14 protein-coding genes are annotated in these 16,693 nt (G+C 39.4%); 6 read left to right on the forward strand and 8 right to left on the reverse strand.

Features of this window, described 5'->3' with window-relative positions:
- Positions 1–8 precede the first annotated feature (8 nt).
- From argB to A0F92_RS09075, 7 genes are all read right to left on the reverse strand, one after another.
- Positions 9–797, reverse strand: a complete 789-nt coding sequence (argB, locus tag A0F92_RS09045) for an acetylglutamate kinase (RefSeq protein WP_068244579.1) — start codon at positions 795–797, stop codon at positions 9–11.
- A complete protein-coding gene (locus A0F92_RS09050; RefSeq protein ID WP_068244581.1) occupies positions 797–1,801 on the reverse strand; it encodes a Rossmann-fold NAD(P)-binding domain-containing protein in 1,005 nt (334 codons plus the stop codon). Before A0F92_RS09050 ends, argB begins: the two co-directional genes overlap by 1 nt.
- Positions 1,802–1,832: 31 nt before the next feature.
- Positions 1,833–3,005 (reverse strand): aspartate aminotransferase family protein, encoded by a 1,173-nt coding sequence (locus tag A0F92_RS09055; RefSeq protein ID WP_068244584.1) that lies wholly within the window; start codon positions 3,003–3,005, stop codon positions 1,833–1,835.
- A 129-nt stretch (positions 3,006–3,134) separates the two neighbouring features.
- Positions 3,135–4,118 carry an N-acetyl-gamma-glutamyl-phosphate reductase gene (argC, locus tag A0F92_RS09060; protein WP_068244587.1) on the reverse strand — a complete coding sequence of 328 codons (984 nt, stop codon included), beginning with the start codon at positions 4,116–4,118 and terminating at the stop codon, positions 3,135–3,137.
- On the reverse strand, positions 4,108–5,313 hold the full coding sequence (locus A0F92_RS09065; protein WP_068244591.1) for an argininosuccinate synthase: 1,206 nt from the start codon (positions 5,311–5,313) through the stop codon (positions 4,108–4,110). The genes argC and A0F92_RS09065 overlap by 11 nt, the downstream gene beginning before the upstream one ends.
- Positions 5,314–5,341: 28 nt before the next feature.
- On the reverse strand, positions 5,342–6,052 hold the full coding sequence (locus A0F92_RS09070; RefSeq protein WP_253810313.1) for a GNAT family N-acetyltransferase: 711 nt from the start codon (positions 6,050–6,052) through the stop codon (positions 5,342–5,344).
- A 421-nt stretch (positions 6,053–6,473) separates the two neighbouring features.
- A complete protein-coding gene (locus A0F92_RS09075; RefSeq protein ID WP_068244593.1) occupies positions 6,474–9,299 on the reverse strand; it encodes a TonB-dependent receptor in 2,826 nt (941 codons plus the stop codon).
- A 273-nt stretch (positions 9,300–9,572) separates the two neighbouring features.
- Between A0F92_RS09075 and A0F92_RS09080 the strand changes: the two genes are divergently transcribed.
- The 6 genes from A0F92_RS09080 to A0F92_RS09105 all read left to right on the forward strand — a co-directional run bounded on the left by A0F92_RS09080 (position 9,573) and on the right by A0F92_RS09105 (position 15,690).
- The gene (locus tag A0F92_RS09080) at positions 9,573–10,001 is read left to right on the forward strand and encodes a PepSY-like domain-containing protein (protein WP_068244597.1); all 429 of its coding nucleotides are present in this window, start codon (positions 9,573–9,575) and stop codon (positions 9,999–10,001) included.
- An 86-nt stretch (positions 10,002–10,087) separates the two neighbouring features.
- On the forward strand, positions 10,088–10,672 hold the full coding sequence (locus A0F92_RS09085; protein WP_068244602.1) for an RNA polymerase sigma factor: 585 nt from the start codon (positions 10,088–10,090) through the stop codon (positions 10,670–10,672).
- Position 10,673: 1 nt separating this feature from the next.
- The gene (locus A0F92_RS09090) at positions 10,674–12,110 is read left to right on the forward strand and encodes a hypothetical protein (RefSeq protein ID WP_068244605.1); all 1,437 of its coding nucleotides are present in this window, start codon (positions 10,674–10,676) and stop codon (positions 12,108–12,110) included.
- 59 nt (positions 12,111–12,169) lie between these two features.
- Positions 12,170–12,565, forward strand: coding sequence for a hypothetical protein (locus A0F92_RS09095; RefSeq protein ID WP_068244608.1), 396 nt, complete (start codon positions 12,170–12,172; stop codon positions 12,563–12,565).
- A 129-nt stretch (positions 12,566–12,694) separates the two neighbouring features.
- The gene (locus tag A0F92_RS09100) at positions 12,695–15,217 is read left to right on the forward strand and encodes a DUF5686 family protein (RefSeq protein ID WP_167516971.1); all 2,523 of its coding nucleotides are present in this window, start codon (positions 12,695–12,697) and stop codon (positions 15,215–15,217) included.
- A gap of 44 nt (positions 15,218–15,261) precedes the next feature.
- Complete coding sequence (locus A0F92_RS09105) at positions 15,262–15,690, forward strand: PepSY-like domain-containing protein (protein ID WP_068244615.1); 429 nt, start codon at positions 15,262–15,264, stop codon at positions 15,688–15,690.
- A gap of 65 nt (positions 15,691–15,755) precedes the next feature.
- On the opposite strand, the gene A0F92_RS09110 is transcribed toward A0F92_RS09105, so the two are convergent.
- Positions 15,756–16,286 carry a hypothetical protein gene (locus A0F92_RS09110; protein WP_167516972.1) on the reverse strand — a complete coding sequence of 177 codons (531 nt, stop codon included), beginning with the start codon at positions 16,284–16,286 and terminating at the stop codon, positions 15,756–15,758.
- Between the last annotated feature and the right edge of the window lie 407 nt (positions 16,287–16,693).

Consider the following 16,693-nt stretch of genomic DNA (forward strand, 5'->3'; position numbering starts at 1 on the left):
GAATTTTTTTATGTTCCCAAAGTAAGGGTGGTACCGGAAGTACCCTGCAATAGTTTGGATAATACGTTTGCTTTGCCAATTATAACACGCTGTACCCCCTTTTGCAATGCGGTAAACGCATTCTCTAATTTGGGCAGCATGCCATCTGCAATAATTCCCTGTGCTTTCAGTTGTGCATATATTTGGGGTGTGATCAATGGAACCACCGATGTATCATCATCTACATTCATTAATACGCCTGCTTTTTCAAAAAGATAAATTAACGATACTGCATAGTGTGGTGCCAGCGCTGTTGCTATTTCCTGCGCAATGGTATCGGCATTGGTATTCAGTAAATGTCCATTGCCGTTATGGGTAATAGGCGCTACTACTACACTGCTATTGTTGTTGAGCAATTGTTGTAATAATGCGGTGTTAATACCATCTACATCGCCCACAAAACCATAATCAATAGTTGGGTGTATGCGTTGGTGGGCTTGTATTAAATTGCCATCGGCGCCGGTTAAACCTATTGCATTACATTGAAAAGATTGCAATTGGGCTACTATATTTTTATTAATGTAGCCGGCATACACCATGGTAACAATTTTAAGCGTTTCTGCATCCGTAATTCTGCGTCCGCCCACCATTTGTTGTGGTATTTGTAATTGTGCTGCCATGCGGGTAGCCAGTTTACCGCCGCCATGAATCAATATTTTTTTTCCTGCTATTTCGGCAAAGGCCTGCAGGAAAGCAGCGAGTTGCTGTTCGTCATCAATAATATTGCCGCCTACTTTTAAAATAAATACCTGTTCCATTAGCCTTGTTTCAGGGTTTGTAAAATATTGGCCAATACTGCCTGCGCGGCCCATACGCGGTTACCTGCTTCTGTCGTTACCAGGCTGTTGGGGCCATCTAATATTTCATCACTCAATTCTACATTTCTTCTAACCGGCAGGCAATGCATTACTTTGGCATTATTGGTAAGTGCCAGCCTTTCATTGGTCAACATCCAGGCCGGGTCGTTTTCATATACTTTGCCATAGTCGTGGTAGGTGCTCCAGTTTTTTACATACACATAATCGGCATCTTGTAATGCTTCTGTTTGGTTATGCGTAATGGTGGCACCGTTGGTAAATTGGGTATCTAAGGCATAATCTTCCGGATGCGTAATTACAAAATCGGCCTCACCCCATGCATTAACCCATTGTGCAAAGCTATTGGCTACACATTGCGGTAAGGGTTTTACATGCGGTGCCCAGGTAAGTACTACTTTTGGTTTTTTTTGTGCGGTACCGACTTTACGCAGTAAATCTTCCTGTATGGTAATAATATCGGTGAGCGATTGTAAGGGGTGTAGGGTAGCGCTTTCTAAACTAATAACCGGTACACCGGCATAGCGAATAAACTGGTTGATGTATAATTCGCTGTAATCATCTTCCCGGTTTTTTAATGAGGGAAAGGTGCGTATGGCCAACACATCAAAATAGCTGCCCAAAATGGGTGCAGCATCTTTAATATGTTCAACCGTATTGCCACTCATAATGGCACCTTCTTCAAACTCTAATGCCCATCCTTCTTTGTCTACATTAAACACAATACTTTCCATACCCAAATTAGCGGCGGCTACCTGTGTGCTTAAACGGGTACGTAAGCTGGGGTTAAGAAACAACATACCTATACGTAAGTTCTTGCCTAAATGTTGATCTTTTAACGGATGGGCTTTATAAGCCAATGCCGCTCCTACCATGTTGTTGATGGCAGTGCCGGTGTGTTGCATCTCCGGCGTTAATACATCATATACATTGATAAACTGTTTCATGTAATGTAGTTGAAAGGGTATGATGGGTAATTTATTGTTCGGTTTTTTCCAATAAGCCTTGCTCTTCTTTTACTGCATCAATGGCTTCCCGTAAGGTTTCTAAAAATTCGTCGGCTTGTTTGCGGGTTAAAGCCAATGAGGGCAATAAGCGAATGGTATTAGGTTTGGCTTCACCGGTAAAAATGTTGAATTGGAATATCAGTTTCTTACGCAATTCTTTTAAATAATCCGGCACATCAAATCCAATCATCAATCCACGGCCACGTACATTTTCCAATTCAGGAAATTCTTTTAATTTATTCATGATATACATGCCGCGTTGTTTGGCCATTTCAATCAGGTTCTCCTGTTCCATTACTTCCAAAACACCTAAGGCTGCTGCACAGGCTAAAGGATTACCGCCAAAGGTAGTACCCAGCATGCCATATTTGGCAGGTATATGCGGAGCTATTAAAATACCGGCAACGGGAAATCCGTTACCCATGCCTTTGGCCATGGTATAAATATCGGCGGCTACATTAGCATAATCATGTGCAAAAAAGCGGCCGCTGCGGCCATAGCCACATTGTACACTATCGGCAATAAAAACGGCATTGTGGGCAGTACATTGTGTGCGAATAGTTTGTAAAAATGCTTCTGAAGCCATATTGATACCGCCCACACCCTGAATGCCTTCTACAATTACTGCAGCTATGTTTTTCCCATTTTCTGCAAAATAGTTTTCCAATGCGCTTACATCATTAAAGGGAAGAAATACCACATTGTCGGTTTCATTCACCGGTGCTACAATAGCCGGATTGTCGGTTACTGCTACAGCAAGGGAGGTACGTCCGTGAAACGATTTTGAAAAGGCTACCATCTTTTTCCGGCCAGTATAAAAAGAGGCTAATTTCAAAGCATTTTCATTGGCTTCAGCGCCACTATTACACAGAAATAATTGGTAGTCGGGTTTGCCGCTGATTTTACCCAGTTTATCGGCCAGCTCTTGTTGTATGGGTAAATGTACGGAGTTGGAGTAAAAAGCAATTTTTTCTAATTGTTGTTCTATTCTTTTTACCCAATGCGGGTGGGTATGTCCAATGCTGATAACGGCATGGCCGCCATACATGTCTAAATATTGTACACCCTGGTCGTCCCAAACATAAGCGCCTGCTGCCCGTGTTATGGCAATATCATACAATGGGTACACTTCAAAAAGTTTCATGGGATTACTTGTTTAATTTTTTTTATGCAATTGTTTTATGCTGTTACAGCCTTTTGGCTGTGTTGTTGTTTTTTTTGTGATGTACTATACTATACCGTTATGCTATGCGTTCCTGTTGCTTTTATCTATTTAAAATGCCGTTGCTTTCAATTGTAAACCGGCTGTTTCCGGAAATCCGAACATCAGATTCATATTTTGTACGGCTTGTCCCGATGCGCCTTTCAATAAATTATCTAATGCACTGTGTACCACTAATTTATTGCCCTGTTTTTCTAAATGGATGAGGCATTTATTGGTGTTCACTACCTGTTTTAAATCGATCATGGTATCTGATACATGGGTAAAGACTGCTTCGCAATAATATAGTTGATACATTTCTTTTAATTCGTTTAAAGGAAAGGCGCAATCTATCATTGAGCTTACGTAAATACCCCTTGTAAAATCGCCCCGCCAGGGTATAAAATGAACGGCAATCCCATCATTGCCCTGCAATTGTTCTAAAGTTTGTCCTATTTCATGAATGTGCTGGTGCTGTAGGGTTTTGTAGGCGGAAATATTATTGGAGCGCCAACTGAAATGTGTAGTAGCCGAGGGACTTTGTCCCGCACCGGTAGAGCCGGTAATACCGGTTGTGAACACATCGCCCAAAATACCCGCATTGGCCAAGGGCAGTAAACCCAACTCAATGGTACTGGCAAAACAACCCGGATTGGCAATATTACGGGCCGATTGGATGGCTTTTTTATTCATTTCGGGTAAACCGTACACAAAGTGACGTTCGCCCATTGACGCATGTTGTTGTAACCGAAAATCCTGCGATAAATCGATGATGCGAATGGAAGCATCAATGGTGTGTTCTTCCAAAAATTTTCTGGCAGCGCCATGGCCTACGCATAAAAAATATACATCGGCATCCTGCTTTAATGCATTGGTAAATTGAAGGTTGGTATCGCTTTCCAGATCGGTATGTACAGCACTAATTTTTTGATGGGCGTGGCTGTTACTGTGCACAAAATGAATGGTTGCGAAAGGGTGGTGCAACAGCAATCTAATTAATTCGCCACCGGTATACCCTGCACCGCCAATAATGCCCACTTTTATTTTATTCTGCATGGTGCTGTTCCTTTACTTTATGATAGATAGATATCTGGTTGCCAAAAATTTTGCTGAAGCCTCTTACATCTTCGCCAGTAAAACCGGTATTCATCTCACCGTATTTTCCAAATTTACTGTTCATTAAATCAAATGGCGATTCAATACCGATAACCTGAAAGCGATAAGGCATTAATTGTACAAACACTTTTCCGGTAACCTGTTGCTGGCTATTGGTTAAAAAAGCTTCTATATCTCGCATCACGGGGTCTAATATCTGGCCCTCGTGTAACCAGTTGCCATAAAAAGCTGACAATTGATCTTTCCAGTTTAACTGCCATTTGGTGAGTACATGTTTTTCTAAAGCGTGGTGTGCTTTTAAAATAATCATGGGTGCGGCTGCTTCAAAACCAACGCGGCCTTTAATGCCAATAATGGTATCACCCACATGAATATCGCGGCCAATGCCAAAAGGCGCAGCTATACTGTGTAAATGTTTAATGGCATCGGTGGGGTGCGCAAATGGGGTATCGTTTACTGAAAATAATTCTCCTTGTACAAAACCCAACTCTACTTCTTCCTCCTGTGTTTTGGTTACCTGTGTGGGCCATGCCGATTCAGGCAACATGCCTTTGCTGCTCAGGGTTTCTTTACCGCCTACACTGGTACCCCATAATCCTTTGTTAATGGAATACATGCTTTTCTCGAAATTCATATTTACCTGTTTTTGTTTCAGGTAATCAATTTCGGCTTCACGGCTCAGTTGTAAATCGCGGATGGGGGTAATAATTTCTACACCGGGTATTATGATGTGAAAAATCATGTCAAAACGTACCTGGTCATTTCCGGCGCCGGTGCTGCCATGGGCAACGGCATCGGCTTGCAGTTGTTGGGCATGTTCGGCAATATGCAGTGCCTGGCTAAGCCTTTCGGCACTTACACTTAACGGATAGGTATTGTTTTTCAATACATTACCAAATATTAGGTATTTAATAATTTTTTCGTAATACGATTGCACGGCATTTACCGTGGTATGTGTTTTAACACCCAGGCTATAGGCATGTGCTTCAATGCGTTTTAATTCAGCCTCGGTAAAACCACCGGTATCTACTATAATGCTGTGTACTTCATAACCTTTGTCTTCGCTCAGGTATTTTACACAGAAGGTGGTGTCTAAGCCACCGCTAAATCCTAATACAACTTTTTTGGTTTTCATGCTTTTAATATTTTAATGCATCGGTTGTTTAAAATGGTAAGAAGGCGTGAAACAGGCTTTTATTTTTGGTAGGGTTGCCATTGGTTTCTTTGCGCTTAAAAATTTTTCCAAAGCTCAATTGTTTTAAACGCAGCAGGCGTTCATACACTTTGCGTTTCTTTTCAAAATTAGCAGTGGTTTCTTTGGGTTCGTGCTTATCTTTCGGATCAAACAGCATAGCGGTACACATGCAGTTTTTTCTTTCCTTGCTCATTAAAATATCATAGTTCACGCAGCTTTTACAACCGGCCCAAAATTCCTCATCATCAGTTAATTCGCTATAGGTAACGGGTTCATAACCCAACTCGCTGTTAATTTTCATCACAGCCAGTCCGGTAGTTAATCCAAATATTTTGGCTTCCGGATATTTTTCGCGGGATAGTTGGAAGATGCGCTGTTTAATTTTTTTGGCTACGCCCGTTTTTCTGAATTCGGGTGCTACAATTAAACCACTGTTGGCCACAAATTTACCATGGCTCCATTCTTCAATATAGCAAAAACCAACCCATTGTCCGGTGGTGGTAACGGCAATTACGGCTTTGCCTTCCAGCATTTTAGCGGCCACATACTCGGGTGAGCGTTTGGCAATGCCGGTTCCACGGGCTTTCGCCGACGATTCCATCTCATCTGTAATGCGCAATGCATAGTGCGTATCTAAATGATGCGCAACACGTACAATAATTTCTTGTTGATTATCCACTTCTGGTTCAATATTTTAAATACAATGTTTGAAAATAGAAAGCAGGCCTTTACAAGGCCATTCCAATCAGGAAAGAGTCGGGTGTGTGAATATTAGATACGAGGTCGTCGCAGTAAATAGAGGAAGTTGCTGTTACCCAATGCAGAGGCTTGGTCCAATTGATTGGAGCAGTTTACGAAAAGATGAGTATGGGTTGCCTTCTGTTTCAATGTTGTTCAATATAAATGTTGTCAACGGTAATTTCAGGCCGTAAAAGTAATATAGTTTCTAAATAAAAAACGTTTTTCTTTAAAAAATTATCGTTAATTCAAAAAATGACTGCTGCATGAAAAAAAATGCCGCCACATTTTTGTGGCGGCAGGACTAACATGCGCTATGGTAGGGTATTGTAGCGTGGGTGTTTATGATTACATAAAACTAACTATGGTTCGTTTCTAAAGTTCCGTATGCCACCGCCAAAGCCACCGGGCCCCATGCCTCTGAACATACCCTGGAACATACCGGGCATTCTTTGCTGTTGACCGGCAAAATTGCGCAGGTTATAGGTAAAAGCTAACATTACATATCGTGTTAATACATTGCTGCGTACATCCTGAATGGTATTGGCCGTAATATTTCGGGTAACATTGGTGTTTTGATTCAGCAAATCAAAAATCGATAACCTGAACTCGCCAGCTTTGTTTTTGAATACCTGTTTGGCTACGCTGGGCGACCACAAGGGCACACTGGTATTATAACCTGCGGCACGGTTGCCATTGTAGGTATAATCAAAATTGGATGCAACAATCCAACCCGATTTACTGTACCAGGTAATTTCTGCTGATAAGGTTTCGGTATAAAAATTGGCATTCTGATTGGGCTGTAAAGTATAACGTGCAATATTATAAGTAGTGGTTGAACTAAAGTTCATATCAAATATCTTCTTCAGGTTGGTGGTCCATTTAATGGTTTGCCCCAATGTGGTATTGTACGTAAAGTTACTCACGTTGTTCACCAGCGTCTGGCTTTGGTTATAATTAATGTTGGTGGCAAAATTTAAATTGGATTTGGGTTTGCTGAGCGGGAAACCATAGTTAAGGTAACCCGAAAAATTATAGGTACCGCCTAAGTTGGCATAGGTGGTGGTTTTACCGCCATTGGCATTTTGAATGATTGAGCTTTGAATATCGTTTGTAACGGCCGATGCATTGACGGTGGCAAAGATGACCCGCTGGGTAGCCGGGTCGAAGGAAGTGTACAATGCCCGGATGCTGTGTGTAAACTGTGGTTTTAAATCGGGGTTGCCTATTTGAAAATTGATGGAATCGGAAGTGGTTTTTAAGGGTTGTAGCTGGTTAACTGAAGGTTGCCCGGTGCGCCCCATGTAAAAAACACGTAAGTTTTTGGTGCGTGAAAAACTGTACATGAAATTAGCTGTTGGCGTAAGGTTCACAAAATGCGTATTCACTAAAATGTTTTTGGTGGTGTTTAAACTTTTTTGATCTAACCACTGAATACCCGAACCCAGGCTAAAACGCATCTTTTCTTTTTGCATACGATAGTTCAACGTAAAGCGATTGGATTGTGCCGTGAATTGATACGAGTTGCTGAACAGGCTGTCGAATTGTAAATAGTCGTGCGCATTGGCATCGTAGTTATAGGTTTTGTTCACGCTATTGTTGCTGGTATAGCTATAATTATAATTTAGTTCAACTATCTGATTTTTGCCAATGGGCTCGGTGTACGAAAGGGTGGGGCTAATACTAAAATTATTGCTGGAATCTATATACCGTTGGTTAATGGTATCTGTTTTAACAAAGGGTACATAAAAATTATTCACAGCATACGTAAAACCAACGCCGTTATTGGCTCCTGCGCTCACATTTACGTTGGCCGAAAAGGTGCGTGATTTTTTAGCAAATTTATGCCGGAACATGAGGTTGGCATTGTTGATATTAAAGCCGGTATTGGTACTGGAACCGGTGCTTACCGATTGATTAATTTGTTTACCGGCTAAGCCACCGGTAGTAAGGGTGGAAGTGGAAAAATTAGGTGTACTTTTTTGAAACACCACATTGGGCCTGAATATAATGGAATTATTGGTGTCTAATGTACTTTCAATATTCATATTAATTTGGTGGTCCTGATTGCGGGAAATACTGTACTGGTTTTGATTGTTGAAAGTAGAAGAATCGCCGGGTAACAGGTTTTGGGTAAGGCTTTGCTGATCGTTGGTAGTATGCAGGTTATTGTAAAAATAACTGGCCGTAACATCGGTGCTTTTGCCCCAGGTATCTTTATAATTGCCACCGCCAGCCCAGGTAGTGGTAATGCCGGTAGCATTAACACCTGCCGTTCCGCCACGTGGTGGTCCGCCGCCTCTTCTGCCACCGGTGTTGCCGCCTAAAATATCCTGTGGCGTAAAATTCTGTTTATTGATGTCATTGGCCTGCCCTAACAATGAAATTTGCTGGTCGCCATCAAAGCGGTGCAGGTTAAAGCTTTCATCATAGTTTTCATCTGAACCCACTCCGGCAACTGCTTTACCGAAATAACCTTTCCGTGTATTTTTTTTGGTAGTAATATTAATGGTCTTTACCCGGTTGCCATCATCAAAGCCAGTAAACTTACTTTGGTCACTTAAATCATCAAACACCTGAATTTTATCAATCACATCCGGAGGCAGGTTTTTGGTGGCCATCTTCGGGTCATCGCCAAAAAAACGTTTACCGTCAACCAGTACCCGTTGTACGGTTTCGCCATGTGCTTTAATGGCACCGGTATTGTCTACATCCACACCGGGTAATTTTTTTAATAAATCTTCTGCTGTAGCATTGGGTTTTACATTAAAACTGCCCGCATTAAATTCAACAGTATCTTTTTTAACGGCAATGGGTGCCTGTTTCACGGTAACATTACCTAAGTCTTTCGCCTGAATGGCCATATAAATGGTATCTAAGTTTACCATGTTTTTAGTGTTACTCAGTGTAATAGTTTTAAAAAAAGGAGCATAACCCTGAAAGCTGATTTGCAGCAGAATGCTATTGAGGGGAACATTTCTTAAAATAAATACACCACCGGCTCCGGAAAGTGTAGATGCTTCAACAGAAGAATCTTTTACATTCAATGCCAGTACCGAAGCATCCCGCAATACCTGATGCCCTACCGAATCTTTGAGAATACCCCGAATGGTGCCGGTGCTTTGTGCAACGGCTACGGATTGCTGTAACAGAAATGAAATAACAATATAAAGTATAGTTTTCTTCATACAATGGTGCTCAGGTTAATGCTTGCAAATTAAAAGGCAGTTTTGGGTTTCAGGCCATTAAATCGGTAGAGTTGCACAAAAAAGGGGCAAATCTATTGTACGGGAGCAGTTTAAATATTGTTGAAACATTATTGATGGCTGTAAAGCCGCATTACCTCTGCCATTGGCTTTTTCTTTTTTTTAACAAATGGCTTTCTGCTGCTACAGTTTTGCTTCATAATTCGGTGGCAGATTTGCGGTATCAAATTCATTTATCATTAAAAAATTACCTGTATGAAAAAGTTAATGGGATTATTAGCCAGCGTTATATTGATGGCCGGAACAGTAACCGCACAAAAATTAAAGGAGGCACAGGTGCCTGCTGCCGTGAAAGCTGCATTTGCCAAACATTTTCCCGGTGTTACTGCCAAATGGGAAAAAGAGGATGCCAATTATGAAGCCGGTTTTCACCAGAATGGCAAAGAAATGAGTGCTTTGTTCGATGCCAATGGCAAGTTATCTGAAACAGAGGCAGCCATTCCAATAGCTGCGTTACCTGCTGCCGTACGCCAGTACATTCAAAAAAATCATCCGGGTAAAAAAATTAAAGAAGCATCACATATTACATTAGCCGATGGTACCGTACATTATGAAGCCGAAGTAAATGGAGAGGACTTGATTTTTGATGCAGCGGGCAATTTTATCAAGGCTGTAAAAGCGTAAGTTCATTATCTGTAAAAGCAATAAAAGTTATTCCCGCCAGGAATAACTTTTTTTTTCAACCAACCTTTTTGAGAATAATAGCATCTATGCAAGAAAACCATGTTGGCGTTTTGACAAAAGTATATCAGGATGAAGATGAAAAGGAACTGATACATGACTGTATTTCAGGAAAACCTGATGCACAGAAGCAGTTTTATTTGAAATATGCACCTAAAATGATGATTGTTTGTTTACGGTATAGCACTACGAAACCAGATGCAGAGGATTTACTTCAGGAAGGCTTTTTAAAAGTATTTAAAAATTTAGCGCAATTTAATGGTGCAGGTTCACTGGAAGGATGGGTTAGAAGAATATTTGTGAATACCGCACTTGCAAAATTCAGGGATAAAAATAAATTAATGCCCATTGTTACGATGGAAAATATAGAGCAAAGTTCGGATGAGTATTTACAAATGGCAGAGCGTATAGATGGCAAAGTTTTATTAAAATTGGTACAATCACTACCGGCTGCTTACAAAATAGTATTCAATTTATATGTTTTTGAGGGATACAAACATAAAGAAATTGCAGAAATGTTGCATATCAGTGAAGGTACTTCTAAGTCTAATTTGCATGATGCCAGAAAAATATTACAGCATTTAATTCAAATTCATACCAAAATAGCCAATTAACATGGGTAACCCTTTAGAAGATATAGACGATATTTTTAAACAGCATATTGATAATATGCGTGAAATGCCCGATACCGACATTTGGGAAAATATTGCACTCCATTTAAATAACGAAGCAAATAAAAAATATAAACGAAAATTTATTTATTGGAGAGGTGCTGCTGCCATTATTGCTATATGTTTATTATTTGTAACACTGCTTTTATTAACCATACGCCCTTCTATTCATCAGGGGAAAAATGATGATGTACAGCGCGCATTAACCGGCTCATCTTCCGGAAAGCAAATGCCATCTGATAAAAATGCGTCGCTATCTGAATTAAACCATTCAAAAAAATCCGAGACAGCTATTATGGCGCCATCTGTAAACCCTTATTCGGCTCAGCCTGAAAGCAAAATCCTCAATAAAAATAAAATCCATTCTTATGCAAATCAACAAAAAAATCCTCCGGCTCAAAAATCTGCTATTATTCCCTTTCCGGCTCATTTATTACGTTCTGTTGGTATTTACAGAACTATAAATAACACACCATTACCTGCTGAAGATAGTTTTTACACCCAAAATTATCAAACCGCATATTCTGTTGCACCTGTATTGTTTGCAAATGCTCATGAATTAAATTATGAAAAAAATAAATACATGTTCAATGCAACTACTATTGCACCTTCCATACCGTTTTCCTCCATGCTCATTTCAAAATCTTCAAAATTAACACGGCAATATTTTTCAATTGCATTGGTGGCTGCTCCCTATTTTATGAATTATTTACACAATACATCGGGTGGTGTTAGCCAACCGGGACAGGGCAATCAGCAAGGCAATCAGGGAGAGAATAATGAACTATCTTATTCAATTGGTGTTTTGGCGCAATACCGGGTAAAGCATTGGCAGTTTTCAACAGGTTTGCTGTACGCACAGTCATTCGTAACCATTCAGCCAAAAACCATTTATGCTTCACAAAACAGCAATGGTTTGGTGCAGTATAAATATACTACTTCAACCGGCTATGCATATGTATCACCTTCTTTTAGTGTGCAACCTCAAATTGGCGACAGTCTTTATACCACTACGGCAAAACATACTTTGCAATATATCAGCGTACCACTTAGATTGGGCTATCAATTGAATAAAAATAAATGGTCGATAACACCCACTGTTGGTATAGCACTGAATGTATTAAAGAATGCCTCCATAGAAACAAGCATTGAAAATGGCAGCCAGTCTGAACAGGAAGTAATTACTTCCTTACAGGGTTTGCAGAAAATGTATTTCAGTGTTTTTGCAGGTACCTCCTTTCAATACGCTTTTCGAACCGGTACTTCTTTATTTATGACTCCTAATTTTCAGATGGGTATGCAATCTATTACCAATAGTAAACTGCCTTCAACCATACCGTATCAGTTGGGTATTGAAGCAGGGATAAATATTTCTTTCTAAAAATTAAAAAGTAACCCAACCATTTTCATTTGATCCGCATCTTACCTGAAAACACTTTTATGAGGTTTACCATTTACAAAATATTAATACACGCCTTTGTTGTGGGTACATTTTTTTTAGTTGCCTGTAAAAAAGAAGGACATGAAAAAAATGAAATAAAAAATTTGTGCAGGGTAGTTCCGGCCGATTCGATACCTATAATAGTGAGAGATTCATTTACCACAAAATATGCAAAGGTTATTCCAGTAAAATGGTATGTAAAAGATAGTATGGGCTATTGTGCATACTTTATAATCAACGGTATGCAACAACTGGCATTGTTTTCTACTAACGGTGCATGGCTGAATACAGAAACAAAAGTGGAACAAACCGGCCAATACGAAGATTCAACCGGGCAATCGGGTAAATTATTTAAAGAGGGTTGTTCTTGTGAAACAGATACAGAGCATGATTAAATTAATTCATCAACCCCAAACATAAAATATATTTTCCTGGCATAGTATAGTACAGTTTCGATGCATCACATAGCCGGAAATATATCCAAAGCCCTTTTTCTAAAGGGCTTTCCTTTACTTTTTTTAAATATGCTAAAATACCGTACCATATTATACGCAACTTTCTTGTGGATATGCCTTTTTTTTAACCATAGTGCAGTTGTAGCTCAGGGCTTTATTGTTGAAGGAATGGTTACGGATAGCTTAACTCAGCAACCCATTCGTAATGCAACCATTCGATGGTTGCATCAAAAAAGAGGGGCAGTTACCGATTCATTGGGTTTGTTTCATTTGTATCATGCACCTGTTCCTGATACTTTACGCATTAGCTGCATGGGTTATGCACCTGTTTTATATCCCGTGCCAGTTCATTTATATGCAAAAATTAGGGTAGCATTAATGGAAACCAACAATATATTACAGGATGTAATTGTTTATCCAAAAGGATATGATCCTGCCATCAGCCTGTTTAAAAAAATCATGAAACATAAACCTGCCAATAACCCTGCTTTTTTTCGTACCCTGCAGTATGATGTGTACCATGCCATTGAAATTGATGTGAATCATTTATCAAATAAAATGATACAAAGCAAATTGCTGAGGCCTTTTAAACAATTGTTTTTTGATAGTGCAGTACAGGGTACTGCAACAGTGAATGTACCCGTTTTTATACACGAACAAATAGGGGCTTATCAATTTAATCTGACTACTCATCAGCAAAACTATCAACTGTATCAACAAAAAACATCTGGCATTAAAAATGAAAGTATTATTCAAAATATGGACGATTTTAAAATGCCCATCAATATTTATGACAATTACATCACACTTTTAAAAGCTCAATTCATCAGTCCACTATCTGCCAATGGACTCAATCATTATCATTATACCATTACCGATACAAGTGTGAAAGAATCACAAACATTGTATAAACTTAATTTTGCACCATTAAGTGCAGGTGGTAATACATTTAAAGGGTATGTTTGGGTAGATGCTAAGCGGTATGCCATTGCTGAAATGAGTATGGTAACTGCAAAAGGCTCCAATTTGAACTGGGTAGATGAAATACGTTTACAGCAGCAATTTAGTTTAATGCGTGATTCAGTGTATGCTTTAACTGCAAGTAATACTAGTATTTCATTTAAATTGCTATCTAATAAACAACCCGGTTTTACAGCCATTCAAACAGAAGCTTATAAAAATGTTCGGGTGAATGAGCCCATTGTACCCTTGGTTCGGGAACCTTCTACACATCCTGAAGTTGGTTTACGCAACAAACAGCACAATATGCTGCCTACCGATAATGACCTGTTTGCTTTTGATGGTTCCAAAAAATATTTATATCAAAAAGTAGATGCTCTGAAACAAATTCCGGAATTTAAAACCTATAGTAATGTGTTAAAAACACTGGCAACCGGATATTACCCAATGGGTAAAATAGATATTGGAAATCTGTATAAATCATTTACATCCAACTATATAGAAGGCAAGCGGTTTAACCTGGGTTTACGTACCAATACCTTGTTTAGCAAATCACTGCAGTTAGGCGGATATATAGGAATGGGTATGAAAGACAAAAAACCCCGATATGCATTCCATGCACTGTTTGTATTCAATCATTATGCATGGGAAACCCTCAGGTTTTCCTGGCAAAAAGATTTTTCTCCTTTAAAAGATAATGCAGATGAACTTAACGAGAATAGCCTTTTCGGATCATTGTTGTTGCGAATACCCCGTTCAGCCATCTATTTAGTAGACAATCATTCTTTCCAGATTCAATACCAAAAATTTTATGCAAGTGGGCTCTCTTTTCATATTCAGACTGCTACCCAACAGTTGAGTCCGCTGTTTAATTCCTATTTCTCTTATCAGAATTACAAACCCATTCTTGTGAATGATCCCAATCCGCAGATGGATGGATACCGGGATAACCATGTATCCTTCGGTGTACGTTACGCATTTAAAGAAAAATATGTGATTACTTCTTTTCAACGCAGCAGCATCAGCAGTAAATTTCCGATTGTTGCATTTACCTTCACCAATGGAATTGCCAGTAATATTTATGCCCTGCAATCAGATTTAGCCTATCAAAAATATCATTTTTCAATTTCCCAACACTTGATGATACATGGTGTTGGAGATTTGAAATATGCTTTCAATGCTGGAATTACGAATGGTGTGTTGCCCCTTGTTTTGTTAGATGTAGCAAAAGGTAATGATACGTATTATTACAACCAATATGCCTTTAATAATATGTACCGGTATGAGTTTGCCAGCGACAGGTATCTTAGCTTTTTTGCGGAACAGCAATTGGGTGGTTTTCCATTTAATCATTTACCACTGATTTACCGTTTAAAATGGCGAAGTGTGTTTTCAGTAAGGGCATTGGAAGGCAGTATGACAGAAGCCAATAAAATTGCAAATGCTTATTATGACCAGACTATCAATTACCATTTTAAAGTGCCAGATGGAGTGCCTTACACAGAAGTGGGTTATGGTATAGATAATATATTTCATGTGTTTAGATTAGATGCCATTTGGCGTTTAACTTACCTGCATCAGCCCAATACTCCGTCTTTTGGGTTAAGGGCAAGCCTGCATTTTACTTTTTAAAACCTCCATATTGAATTTTTATGTGTTACAACAAAATAAATGTCATGAAAAAAATAACACTGTTTTTTGTATGCTTAGTTTTATATAACGGAAAGCTATTTGCGCAGCAATTGTATAAAATGGATGTTCCTAAATTGGTAAAAACAGCTTTTTTAAAACATTATCCAGGTGTTATTCCATTTTGGGAAAAAGAGCATGCTAATTATGAAGCAGCTTTTCAGCAAAATGGAAAAGCAACCGTTATATGCTTTGATGCCAATGGAAATATATTGCAAACAGAGGTGGTTATAGCAATAGCTGAATTACCGCCTGCAATAATGCTATATCTTGAAAATAAATTTACCAATTATAAAATAAAAGCTGCCTCACGCATCACCAAGGCCGATGGTACCGTGCATTACGAAGCCGAAGTTAATGGTCAGGATTTAATTTTTGATACTGCCGGAAATTTTATTAAAGCAGTGAAAGCATAAACAGATGATCTGTCTGAAATTCCAATATAAAGGATGGTGCCATGAATTGGGTGCCATCCTTTTGTTTAAGTACGCATATCGGCATGCACTTTCCAAAAAAGCCATGGCCTTTTTACAATAGTGGGTTGCTGCAAAGCATTGGTAGCATTGCCCTGTACCATATCAATCGGTTTCGTATATACAACTGCATGTTGTTGCTGTACCGGTTTTTGTACAGGAAAATTAGCAGCCATTAAACGTTGCACAGCCACGGCCAGCGGCACGCCTTTTTTAAGCAGTTGTATGAGTTGTCCGGTAATGCGTTGTTGCAACCCCTTTTGTTTGGGCAGTTGCCGGTAAATAGCACTGGCCATGGGCGAAGCCAGTTTTAGCCATTCGCTGTATTGCCTAAGCTTTTCAAAAGCCGGATCGGTATTAAAGCGTTGTTGATTGATACTTGTTTTGGTACGCACCAATTGCCGGCCATTTACCACATAAAAGGTTAGTCCGTTAAACGTACCCGAAATAAACTGATAAGGGATGGTAGCCATACGATATGGTATTTTTTGTATACAATATACTACCCTACAGCCCCCGTTTCCAAATTTTTCTGCCATTTTTTTGCTATTTATTTTGGTAAGGGTATTGCTATTTGCAGTACCTGTTTTACAGCAGTATTTACCCATATAAGTAGCCATCAACAGCGTTGCGCAACGCTGTTGACTCGAAGCAGGGTCGAAGCAGGGCGGAAGGAGGTAAGGAGGGTGGTAAGCTGTGGGCACAACTACTTACATATTTTGATGGAAAAATTTGGTTTTTAAATTAAAAATAATGTGTACATTTCGTTGAATAAATATTAAAAAATAAAAGCCCCGCAGCCATGTGCGAAAGGGTAGCGAAGCTGCATACTGCAGTGCGTGGATAAATGAATAGGGGGTGGGTACCGGAACCAATAGCTAAGTTGGCTTTACGAAGCAGGAAAAAAAATATATGTATGTCGCAAAAATGGCTTAACGCAGTGTAA

This window comes from Hydrotalea flava, assembly GCF_001623405.1.
Classification (GTDB): Bacteria; Bacteroidota; Bacteroidia; order Chitinophagales; family Chitinophagaceae; genus Hydrotalea; species Hydrotalea flava.

Coding starts and splice junctions, on each gene's coding strand:
- argB (WP_068244579.1), bottom strand. CDS start 797: ATGGAACAGGTATTTATTTTAAAAGTAGGCGGCAATATTATTGATGAC.
- A0F92_RS09050 (WP_068244581.1), bottom strand. CDS start 1,801: ATGAAACAGTTTATCAATGTATATGATGTATTAACGCCGGAGATGCAA.
- A0F92_RS09055 (WP_068244584.1), bottom strand. CDS start 3,005: ATGAAACTTTTTGAAGTGTACCCATTGTATGATATTGCCATAACACGG.
- argC (WP_068244587.1), bottom strand. CDS start 4,118: ATGCAGAATAAAATAAAAGTGGGCATTATTGGCGGTGCAGGGTATACC.
- A0F92_RS09065 (WP_068244591.1), bottom strand. CDS start 5,313: ATGAAAACCAAAAAAGTTGTATTAGGATTTAGCGGTGGCTTAGACACC.
- A0F92_RS09075 (WP_068244593.1), bottom strand. CDS start 9,299: ATGAAGAAAACTATACTTTATATTGTTATTTCATTTCTGTTACAGCAA.
- A0F92_RS09080 (WP_068244597.1), top strand. CDS start 9,573: ATGAAAAAGTTAATGGGATTATTAGCCAGCGTTATATTGATGGCCGGA.
- A0F92_RS09085 (WP_068244602.1), top strand. CDS start 10,088: ATGCAAGAAAACCATGTTGGCGTTTTGACAAAAGTATATCAGGATGAA.
- A0F92_RS09090 (WP_068244605.1), top strand. CDS start 10,674: ATGGGTAACCCTTTAGAAGATATAGACGATATTTTTAAACAGCATATT.
- A0F92_RS09095 (WP_068244608.1), top strand. CDS start 12,170: ATGAGGTTTACCATTTACAAAATATTAATACACGCCTTTGTTGTGGGT.
- A0F92_RS09100 (WP_167516971.1), top strand. CDS start 12,695: ATGCTAAAATACCGTACCATATTATACGCAACTTTCTTGTGGATATGC.
- A0F92_RS09105 (WP_068244615.1), top strand. CDS start 15,262: ATGAAAAAAATAACACTGTTTTTTGTATGCTTAGTTTTATATAACGGA.
- A0F92_RS09110 (WP_167516972.1), bottom strand. CDS start 16,286: ATGGCAGAAAAATTTGGAAACGGGGGCTGTAGGGTAGTATATTGTATA.